This is a genomic window from Streptomyces sp. NPDC025651, assembly GCF_055558735.1.
This window is the reverse complement of record NZ_JBVHLZ010000018.1, coordinates 1-11,221: the sequence shown is the minus strand read 5'-3', so window position 1 is coordinate 11,221 and position 11,221 is coordinate 1. Positions and strand designations below refer to the sequence as shown.

The 11,221-nt window shown below is 75.1% G+C and carries 1 protein-coding gene; it reads right to left on the bottom strand.

Annotated features, from left to right (window positions below; all coding sequences use genetic code 11):
* Window positions 1-34: 34 nt before the first annotated feature.
* Window positions 35-11,179 carry an amino acid adenylation domain-containing protein gene (locus ACZ4D5_RS39985; protein ID WP_467777414.1) on the bottom strand — a complete coding sequence of 3,715 codons (11,145 nt, stop codon included), beginning with the start codon at window positions 11,177-11,179 and terminating at the stop codon, window positions 35-37.
* Window positions 11,180-11,221 lie beyond the last annotated feature (42 nt).

Here is an 11,221-nt window from a genome sequence, read left to right as displayed (position 1 = left end):
ACGGCTTGTGCTGGGCTACTCGCCTTGCGCTCGGCTACTCGCCGGCGAATCCGGCTTCGAGTTCCTCGATCTGGTGTTGTGCGAGGTCCAGGAGGCGGAAGTCGGACGGGGTGTGCCCGCCCGCCGCGGGCTCCGCGGTGTGGGTGGCCAGTCCGTCGAGCATCTCCAGCCAGGTCTCGCCGAGCCGTTCCGCGTCCGCCTCCTCCAGCAGCCGGCTCGTCCAGCTCAGGGTGATCGTCAGCTCGGGTCCTTCGGCGGTGTCCCTGACCACCGCGCCCGCGTCCAGCACGTGTGCGGCGGGCATGCCGAGGTCGACCGAGCCGCCGATCGCGGTCTCGCCCGCCAACTGCCACGGCCCGACCGGTCCCGCGCCGCCCGCGCCGGCCGCTCCCGCACCGCCGCCCGCCGCGAACCGGCCCAGGTAGTTGAAGCCGATCTGCGCGGTCGGCGCGGCCGCCAGGACGGGGCCCGCCACGGGGTCGAGATGACGCAGCAGTTCATGACCGAGGCCGTCACCGGGCACCCCCCGGGCCTGTTCCTTGACGGCCTTCACCAAGCTACCCGCAGCCCTGCCACCGGCCCTAGCGCCGTCCAACTGCGCACCGGCCAGCTCGATGCGGACCGGTCGCACGCTGGTGAACCAGCCGACCGTGCGCAACAGGTCCACGCCGTCCAGGGGTTCGCGGCCGTGCCCCTCGACGTCGACGAGCAGCCCGGTCGTGGCGCTCGGCCGCCAGAGCCCGACGGCGCCCGCCAGTGTCGCGAGGAGGACGTCGTCCACGCCGCAGTGGAAGGCCGCCGGTGTCTGTCCCACCAGGGTGGCCGCCTGCTCCGGCGGCACGACCCACGTCCGGTTCCGTAGGGTGCGCACGGTGTCCAGTTCCGGGTCCAGCATCGCCGTGCCGAGCGGGGGTCGGTGCTCACCGAGCAGGGCGAGCCAGTCGTCCAGCTCGGCCGCCCGCTGCTCGCCGGTCGCCTGGGCCACGAGCAGTTCGGCCCAGCGGCGGAACGAGGTGCCCACCGGGTCCAGCGCCACGTCCTGGCCCGCGGCGGCCGCCTCGCAGGCGACCCGCAGGTCCGGGAGCAGGATCCGCCAGGACACCCCGTCGACCACCAGGTGGTGGACGACGAGGACGACGCGCCCCGTGCGTGCGGGTCCCGCGTCCAGCCAGACCGCCTGCGCCATGACGCCGGAGGCCGGGTCGAGCCGCTCCACGGCCTCGCGCGCCGCCCGCCCCGCGATCTCGTCGAGGGCGGCGTCGTCCGCCGCCCCGGCCGCGTCCACGCGGACGACCAGCTTCCCGGCGTCGACCGCCCCGCGCTCGCCGACGACCAGCTTCGGCTCGCCCGGCACGGTCCGCGCCCGCAGCATGTCGTGCGTGTCCAGGACGGCGCCGAGACCGGCCGCCAGCACGTCGACGCCGAGCCCGGCCGGCGCCCCGACGACCACCCACTGGGCGAAGCCGGGCCGCGCGGCCCGCTCACCGAGCGCCCGCATGACCGGCGTCCAGGGCACCTCGCCCACGCCGACGTCCTCGACGGCGGGCTCGTCCTCGGCGAACTCCACGACCTGCGCGAGGCGTTCGGGCGTCTTCTCCTCGAAGACCTGCCGCGACGTGAGCACGAGCCCTGCCCTGCGGGCCCGGGACGCGAGCTGCATCGACATGATGGAGTCGCCGCCCAGCTCGAAGAAGCCGTCCCCGACGCCGACGCGTTCCAGGTTCAGGACCTCGGCGAACAGGTCGCACAGGAGCCGCTCGGTGTCCGTGCGCGGCGCGCCGCCCGTGACCCGCTCGGCGAAGTCGGGGGCGGGCAGCGCGGCCCGGTCCACCTTGCCGTTCGCCGTGAGCGGCAGCCGCTCCAGGACGACCACCGCCGCCGGAACCATGTACTCGGGCAGCCGCTCGCCCACGTACGCACGTATCTCGTCGGCGTCGACGTCGTGCCGCTTCTCGGGCACGACGTACCCGATCAAGCGGCTGCCGTCGGGGCGGTCGCGGCGCGCGACGACCACGGCCTGCACGACGTCCGGGCGGCCGGTCAGGACCGTCTCGACCTCGCCGGGTTCGACGCGGTGTCCGCGGACCTTGATCTGGTCGTCGGCACGGCCGACGAAGAGCAGTTCGCCCCCGTCCGTCCAGCGCGCCACGTCCCCGGTGCGGTACATCCGCTCCCCCGCCCCGAACGGGCAGGCCACGAACCGTTCGGCCGTGAGCCCCGCGCGCCCCAGGTAACCGCGCGCGAGCCCGGCACCGGCGACGTACAGCTCACCGGCCACGCCGGGCGGCGCGGGCAGCAGGAACTCGTCCAGGACGAACACCCGCACGTTCGCCGTCGGGTGGCCGAGCGGCACCACGTCGCGGCCCGGCGACAGGGGTTCGCTCATCGCCGCGCAGACCGTCGTCTCCGTCGGGCCGTACGCGTTCACCATGCGCCGCCCCCGCGACCACCGGTCCACGAGCCCCGGCGGGCAGGCCTCGCCCGCCACGACCAGGGTCCGCAGCGTGTCCGGCAGTTCCTCCTCGGCCGCGAGGACGCTGGGCGGCACCGTCACATGGCTCGCGCGCGTCCGGCGCACGGCCTCGTCGAGCGAGACCCGGGGCGGCAGGTCGTCGGGACCCGCCACCACCAGCGCGGCGCCCGACAGGAGCGCCATGCAGAGTTCGGAGACCGCCGCGTCGAAGCTCGGCGACGCGAACTGCAGCACCCGCGCGTCCGCCCGCACCCCGAAGCGGTCGATCTGGGCCCGCGCGAGGTTGCCGAGGCCCGCGTGGGTGACCACGACGCCCTTGGGCGTCCCCGTCGACCCCGAGGTGTAGATGACGTACGCGGTGTGGGCCGCCCGCAGGGGCGCCGACCGTTCCTCGTCCCGCACCGGTCCGCCCGCGCACCGCCGCACCTCGCCGGCCACGGACGGGTCGTCGGTCACCACGACGCGTCCGGAGAATCCGGCGGGCACCGCGCCCAGCGACGCACGTGTGCACAGCGCCACCGTCGGGGCCGCGTCGTCCAGGACGTACGCGATCCGCTCCGCCGGGTACCCGGCGTCCACCGGGACGAAGGCGCCACCGGCCATCGACACCGCGAGGAGCGACTCCACCATGGCCGCCGACCGCTCGCCGACGACGGCCACCCGGCGCTCCGGGCCGACCCCGATCCGGGTGAGATACCGCGCCAGACGCCCGGCGCGGTCCGTCAACTCCCGGTAGGACAGGGCATGTTCGCCCGACGTCAGCGCGACGGCGTCGGGCGTCCGCGCGGCCTGCCGCCCGACCAGTTCGGGCAGCGGCGCCGTGCTCGCCGCCGGGTCCCGCGTGCGGTTCCACTCGCGTACGACGAGGTCGCGCCCCGGGGCGTCCACGGCCTCGACCCGTCCGACGGGTGCCGAGGGATCGGCGACCATCTGCTCGAAGATCCGCACCAGCGACGCGACCAGCGCCTCGGCCCGCGCGCGGTCGCACACGTCGGGGCGGAAGACGAAGTCGCCCTGCATGCGCTCGCCCGGCGACACGACGAAGGTCAGCGGGTAGTGGCCCATGTCCTGCGGCTCCCCGTCGGGGCGGATGCGCAGGGCGTCCGGGGCCGGGGCCGCCGAGGGCGGGTGCGGGTAGTTCTCGTAGACCACGAGGGTGTCGAAGACCGCACCGGGGCCCGCGAGTTGGTGGATCTCGGACAGGCCCATGTGCTGATGGGCCATCAAGGCCACCTGCCGGTCCTGCAGTTCGGCGAGGAGCTCGGCGACCGGCTGCCCGGCCGACACCGGCACGCGCACGGGCAGCGTGTTGATGAACAGGCCGATGGCCGACTCCGCGCCGGGCAGGTCCGTGGGCCGACCCGCGACGGTCGCGCCGAACACCACGTCCGTACGCCCCGCGAGCCGCGCCAGGAGCAGCGCCCACGTGCCCTGCACCACGGTGTTCACCGTGAGGCCGTGGCTGCGGGCCAGCTCGGCGACGCCTTGCGACAGGTCCTTCGAGAAGGCGAAGCGGATCCGGTCCGGGACGACCGGCACCCGCACCGCATCGGCGGGGACGACCAGCGTCGGCTCGTCGAGTCCGGCGAGCTCCGCCCGCCAGGCCTCCCGTGCGACGTCCTTGTCCTGGCGGTTCAGCCAGGCCAGGTAGTCGCGGTAGGACGTGGCCGGGGGGAGGTCGCGGGCGTCGGGGTGGGTGGCGTGTGCCTCGTGGGCGGCGGAGAGCTCTCCGATGAGGACCGGCAGGGACCAGCCGTCCATCGTGATGTGGTGGCTGGTGATGACCAGCCGGTGGCGGGTCTCGCCGAAGCGGATCAGGAGCAGCCGCAGCAGCGGGGCGCGTGTCACGTCGACGCGTTCCGCCGCGTCGGCCGCGGCCAGGCGCTCCGCCTCGGCCTGCGCCTGATTCTCCGTCAGGCCCGACAGGTCGGCCTCGCGCCACGGCAGTTCCACGTCCCGGGCCACGACCTGCACGGCCTCGCCCGACGCGAGGCGGTGGAAGCTCGCCCGCAGGATCGGGTGCCTGCGCAGCACCGTCTCCCATGCCGCGCGCAGCCGGGCCGCGTCCAGCGGACCCTCCAGGGCGAGGGCGCGCTGGCCTTCGTAGACGTCCGGCGCCGCCTCGTCGAAGGTGGCGTGGAAGAGCATGCCCGCCTGGAGGGGCGACAGCGGCCACACGTCTTCCAGGCCGGGGACCGCCGACTCCAGCTCCTCGACTCCGGCCTGGGTCAGGGCCTCGCGCGTCGCCGCGTCGAGGAGGGGGAAGTCCGCGGGGGTGTGCCCGCCGGCTGCCGGGTCGGCGGTGTGGGCGGCCAGGCCGCCGAGCATGTCCACCCAGGTCCGGCCGAGGCGTTCCGCCTCGTCCTCCGGCAGCAGGCCGCCGGGCCAGTTCAGGGTGAGCGTCAGCTCGGGCCCGGCAGGGGTGTCCCGCACGGCCGCCCCCGCCGCGAGGACGTGGGTGACGGGCATGTCGGGGTCGACGGAGCCGCCGATGGCGGTCTCACCTGCCATCTGCCAGGGGGCGCCTGTACCTGAACCTGCGTCCGCACCTGCGCCTGGGGTCGCTCCGAAGCGGCCCAGGTAGTTGAAGCTGATCTGCGGGGCCGGGGCGGCCGTGAGGGCGGGGGCCGTCTCGGGGTTGAGGTGGCGCAGGAGTTCGTACCCGAACCCGTCGCCAGGCACCGCGCGCACCTGCTCCTTGACCGCCTTCAGCAGCCGGCCCGCGGCAGGGCCGCCCGCGAGGACCTGCGCCGCGTCCGCCTCGTCCGCGGCCAGCCGCACCGGGTGGGCGCTGGTGAACCAGCCGACCGTGCGGGACAGGTCCGCGCCCTCCAGGGGCTCGCGCCCGTGCCCCTCGACCTCGACCAGAACCCCGGAGGCGGCATCCGGCCGCGCGTGCCCGACGGCGCCCGCCAAGGCCGCGAGGAGTACGTCGTCCACGCCGCAGTGGAAGGCGTTCGGGGTCCGCCCGACCAGGGTGGCCGTCTGTTCCGGCGGTATGACCCACGACTTGCGGCGCAGGGTACGCGCGGTGTCCAGGGCCGGGTCCAACGCCCTTGCCCCCAAGGGGGTTTGTTCCTTGCCGAGCAGGGCGAGCCAGCCGTCCAGCTCGGTGACTCGCCGCTCGGTGGTCGCCTCGGCCGTCAGGAGCTCGGCCCAGCGGCGGAACGACGTGCCCACCGGGTCCGGCTGCGGCACACGCCCCGCGGCCACCGCCTCGCACGCGGCTTGCAGGTCGGGCAGCAGGATCCGCCAGGACACCCCGTCCACCACCAAGTGATGGGCGACGAAGACCAGTTGACCGTCACAGCCGGGGCCCGCGTCGACCCACACCACCCGCACCATCGCACCGGACGCCGGATCCAGGTGCCCCGCGGCCTCGCGCGCCGCCCGTTCCGCGACCGCGCCGACCTCGCCGGGCACCGCCTCGACGCGCGACACCAGAGCCGAGGCGTCCACGGACCCGGCTTCGCCGACGACCAGCTTCGGCTCGCCCGGCACGGTCCGCGCGCGCAGCATGTCGTGCGCGTCGAGCACGGCACCGAGACCGGCCGCCAGCACGTCGAGGCCAAGGCCCGCCGGGGCGCCGAGCACCACCCACTGCGCGAACCCGGCCCCCGTGGCGCGGTCGCCGAACGTCCGCATGACCGGCGTCCAGGGCACCTCGCCCACGCCGACGTCGTCGACAGCGGCTGTCTCGTGACCGGCGGCCTCCACGACCGGAGCGAGGCGTTCGGGGGTCTTCTCCTCGAAGATCTGCCGGGGCGTCACCACCAGCCCGGCCCTGCGCGCCCGGGACGCCAGTTGCATGGAGCTGATCGAGTCGCCGCCGAGCTCGAAGAAGCCGTCCTCGACCCCGACCCGCTCCAGACCGAGGACCTCCGCGAACAGCTCGCACAGGATCCGCTCGGTCTCCGTGCGCGGCTCCCGGCCCGACACACGGGCGGCGAAGTCGGGCGCGGGCAGCGCGGCCCGGTCCACCTTGCCGTTCACGGTCAGCGGCAACGCGTCGAGGACCAGGACCGCCGCCGGAACCATGTACTCGGGCAGGCGATCAGACACGTACGCACGTATCTCCTCCGGGACGACCTCCGCGCCGTCCACGCCCACCACGTACCCGATCAACCGCTTGTCGCCGGGACCGTCCTGCCGGGCCAGCACCACGGCCTGACCCACCGCACGGTGTCCGGCGAGGACCGACTCCACCTCGCCCGACTCCACCCGGAAACCACGCACCTTGACCTGCTCGTCCGCACGCCCGACGAACAACAACTCACCCTCGGCGGACCACCGTGCAAGGTCCCCGGTGCGGTACATCCGGCCCGCGCCGCCCGGCGCCCCGAACGGGCTGGCCACGAACCGCTCCGCCGTCAGACCCGGCCTGTGGAGATATCCGCGCGCCAGGCCCGGACCCGCCACGTACAGCTCGCCGACGATCCCGGGAGCGACCGGCTTGAGGAAGTCGTCCAGGACGTAGACCCGGGTGTTGACGAGGGGGCGGCCCACCGGCACCGGCCCGTCGTCCGTGGCGCGCAGCGGCCGGCTCATCGCGGCGCAGACGGTCACCTCGGTCGGCCCGTACGCGTTGACGAGGCGCCGGTCCGACCAGCGCTCGGCCAGCCAGGGCGGGCACTCCTCGCCCGCCACCACCAGGGTCTCCACGGTCTCCGGCAGCGCGTCGACCGTCGCGAGGACGGACGGCGGCACCGTCATGTGCGTCACCCCGAACCCGGCGGCGACGTCCGCGAGCGAGCCGTGCGGGGGCAGCAGGTCCCCGCCGACCACCACGAGCGCGGCACCCGAAAGGAGCGCCATGCACATCTCGGAGACCGCGGCGTCGAAGCTCCACGACGCCAGCTGCAGGACGCGGGATTCGGCTCGTACGGCGAACCGCTCGATCTGGCCGGTCGCCAGGTTCCCGATGCCGCCGTGGGTGACCACGACGCCCTTCGGCGTGCCCGTCGACCCGGACGTGTAGATGACGTACGCCGGATCCGTCGCGCGGACCGCGCCGCTCTCGGCTCCCCGGCCCCGCCCGGCGAGGGGCGTCACGGCGCCGTGCGCGTCGCGCGGGTCGTCTGCGTCGTGCGCCCCGCGCACCCATCGGGCCGCCGCCCCGGGAACCACCGCTTCGGTCGTCGGCGTGCACACCACGAGCGCCGGGCCGGCGTCGGCCAGCACGTGCGCGATGCGCTCCTCGGGGTACGCGGGGTCGACCGGCACGAAGGCGGCGCCCGCTTTGGCCACGCCCAGGAGGACCGCGACGACGTCGGCCGACCGTTCCATCACGACGCCGACCAGGTCGCCGCGGCGCACCCCGCGCGCCAGCAGTTCGCGGGCCACGCTGTCGGCGGCCCGGTCGAGTTCCGTGTACGTCCACCGCCGGTCCGCCGCGAGCACGGCCACCGCGTCCGGGGTGCGCCGGGCCTGCGCCGCGAACAGCTCCCCCAACGTCCCGGCGGGGACCGGCCGGTCGGTGGCGTTCCAGCGCCCGACCACGGTGGCGCGCTCGGCCGCCTCCAGTACGTCGACGTCGCCGACCCGCAGCGCCGGGTCGGCGGCGAGCTGCTCCAGGACCCGCACCAGCTGCCTGCCCACGTGCAGGGCCTGCCGCCCGTCGAAGACGTCGGGGCGGTAGGTGACGCGCACGCCCAGCCGCTCGTCCGGGACGACGCCGACGGCCAGGGGGTAGTGGGTACCGATCCGGCTGTCCACCTGGGCGAGTTCGAGACTCGCCCCCGCTTCGGCGCGGTCCGGGTCCGGTGCCGCGCCACGCGGGTAGTTCTCGAACATCAGCATCGTGTCGAAGACGGCTCCGGCGCCGCCGACCGCCTGGATCTCCGCCAGTCCCGTGTGCTGATGGGCCATCAGTCCGGTCTGGCGTTCCTGGAGTTGAGCGAGCATCTCCAGGACCGGCTGCCGGGCGTCGAGCCGTACCCGCACCGGCAGCGTGTTGATGAACAGGCCGATCATCGACTCGACGCCGGTGACCTCCGCGGGGCGTCCCGCGACGGTGGTGCCGAACACCACATCCGTGCGCCGCGCGAGCCGTGCGAGGACCAGCGCCCACGCGCCCTGCAGCACGGTGTTCACCGTCAGGCCCTGCGCGCGGGCCAGCTCGGTCACGGCCCGCGTCGCCTTGCGGGACAGGCGTACCGAGCGTTCCTCGGCCGGTGACGGCGCTCCGCCCAGGTCGGCCGGTGCCACGAGGGTCGGCTCGTCCGCCCCTGCCAGCTCCGCCCGCCAGGCGGCCCGCGCCGCCTCCTTGTCCTGCCGGTCCAGCCACGCCAGATAGTCCGCGTAGGAGGCGGTGCGTCCCGGCAGGGCGGGCTCACCGTGCGCCGCGTACGCCGCGGCGACCTCGCCCAGCAGGATCGGCGTCGACCAGCCGTCCGCCACGATGTGGTGGCTGGTGACGACCAGGCGGTGCCGGCGCTCGCCGAGGCGGATCAGGAGCAGCCGCAGCAGCGGTGCCGCCGTCAGGTCGAGGCGCTCCGCGGCGTCGGCCGCTGCCAGGCGCTCCGCCTCGGCGAGCGCGGCGGTCTCGGTGAGGCCCGTCAAGTCGACCTCGCGCCACGGCAGTTCCACGTCCCGGGCCACGACCTGCACGGCGTCGCCCGAGGCGAGGCGGTGGAAGCTCACGCGCAGGGCCTCGTGCCGCGTAGGCAGCGCCTGCCAGGCCGCCCGCAGCCGGGCGGGGTCCAGCGGTCCGTCCACGGCGAGCACGCGCTGGCTCTGGTAGGCGTCGGGGCCTTCGTCGTCGAAGGTGGCGTGGAAGAGCATGCCTTCCTGCAACGGCGACAGCGGCCATACGTCGATCAGTTGCGGGACGGCCGACTCCAGCTGCTCGACTCCGTCCTGGGTGAGGGCCTTGCGCGTCACCGCGTCCAGGAGGGGGAAGTCGCAGGGGGTGTGCCCGCCGGAGGCCGGGTCGGCGGCGTGCGCGGCGAGACCGCCGAGCATCTCCACCCAGGTCCGGCCGAGCCGCTCGGCCTCGGCGTCCTCCAGGAGCGCGGCGGGCCAGCTCAGCCGGATCTCCAGCTCGGGTCCTTGCGCGGTGTCCCGGACGGTGACGTTGGCTTCCAGGGCGTGCGGCACAGGCATGTCGGGGTCGACCGAGCCGCCGAGCGCGATGTCTCCCGCCGTCTGCCACGGGACGACCTCGCCGGTGGAAGTGGCGCCCGAGGCGAAACGGCCGAGGTAGTTGAAGCCGATCTGCGGGGTCGGCGCGGCGGCGAGGGCGGGCGCGGTCCCGGGGTTGAGGTGACGCAGGAGCGCGTACCCGAGCCCGTCGCCCGGCACGGCGCGTGCCTGCTCCTTGACCGCCTTCAGCAGCCGCCCCGCCGCAGGCCCGCCCGCCATGACCTGGGCCGGATCGATCGCGGCCGTGTCGAGTCGCGTGGGGCGGGCGCCGGTGAACCATCCGACGGTGCGGGACAGGTCCGCCCCGTCCAGGGGCTCGCGGCCGTGGCCCTCGACCTCGACCAGGAGCCCGGCCGCGGTGTCCGGCCGCCAGTGCGCGACCGCGCCCGCCAGGGCCGCGAGGAGTACGTCGTCCACGCCGCAGTGGAAGGCGTTCGGCGCCCGGCCGACGAGGGTGGCCGCCTCCTCGGTCGGCACCACCCAGGTCTGCTGACGGAGGGTGCGTACGGTGTCCCTTTCCGGGTCCAACTGCCGCTTGCCCAGCGGGGTCCGGGGATCTCCGAGCAAGGTGAGCCAGTCGTCCAGCTCGGCCGCCCGCCGCTCACCGTTCGCTTCGGCCGCGAGCAGTTCGGCCCAGCGGCGGAACGAGGTGCCCACCGGGTCCGGCTGCGGCACCTGGCCCGCGGCGGCCGCCTCGCAGGCCGCTTGGAGGTCGGGGAGCAGGATCCGCCAGGACACCCCGTCGACCACCAGGTGATGGACGACGAGGACGACGCGCCCCGTGCGTGCGGGCCCCGCGTCCACCCAGACCGCCTGCACCATCACACCGGCCGCCGGGTCGAGCCGCTCCACGGCCTCGCGCGCCGCCCGCCCCGCGATCTCGTCCAGCACCGCGTCGTCGTCGCCCACCGCGTCCACGCGGACGACCAACCGTCCGGCGTCCACCGACCCCCGCTCGCCCACGACCAGCTTCGGCTCACCGGGAACCGTCCGCGCCCGCAGCATGTCATGCGCGTCGAGCACGGCCCCCAGACCGGCCGCCAGCACATCGAGGCCCAGCCCCGCCGGGGCACCGACGGTCATCCACTGGGCGAAGCCGGGCCGCGCGGCCCCCTCCCCGAGCGCCCGCATGACCGGCGTCCAGGGCACCTCGCCCACACCGACGTCGGCGGCGGCCGCGGCCGCCGTCTTCCCCGCGGCTTCCGCCACGGCCGCGAGGCGTTCGGGAGTCTTCTCCTCGAAGACCTGCCGAGGTGTCACCACCAGGCCCGCCCTGCGCGCCCGGGAAGCCAACTGCATCGAGCTGATCGAGTCGCCGCCGAGCTCGAAGAAGCCGTCCTCGACCCCGACCCGCTCCAGACCGAGGACCTCCGCGAACACCTCGCACAGGATCCGCTCGGTCTCGGTGCGGGGCGCCCGGCCCGAGACCCGCTCCGCGAAGTCGGGCGCGGGCAGCGCGGCCCGGTCCACCTTGCCGTTGACGGTCAGCGGCAGCACGTCGAGGACCAGGACCGCCGCCGGGACCATGTACTCCGGCAGCCGCTCGGCCACATACGCACGCATCTCCTCGGGAGCGATCTCCGCCCCGTCCGCGCCCACCACATA

Coding starts and splice junctions, on each gene's coding strand:
- ACZ4D5_RS39985 (WP_467777414.1), bottom strand. CDS start 11,179: ATGCGTGCGTATGTGGCCGAGCGGCTGCCGGAGTACATGGTCCCGGCG.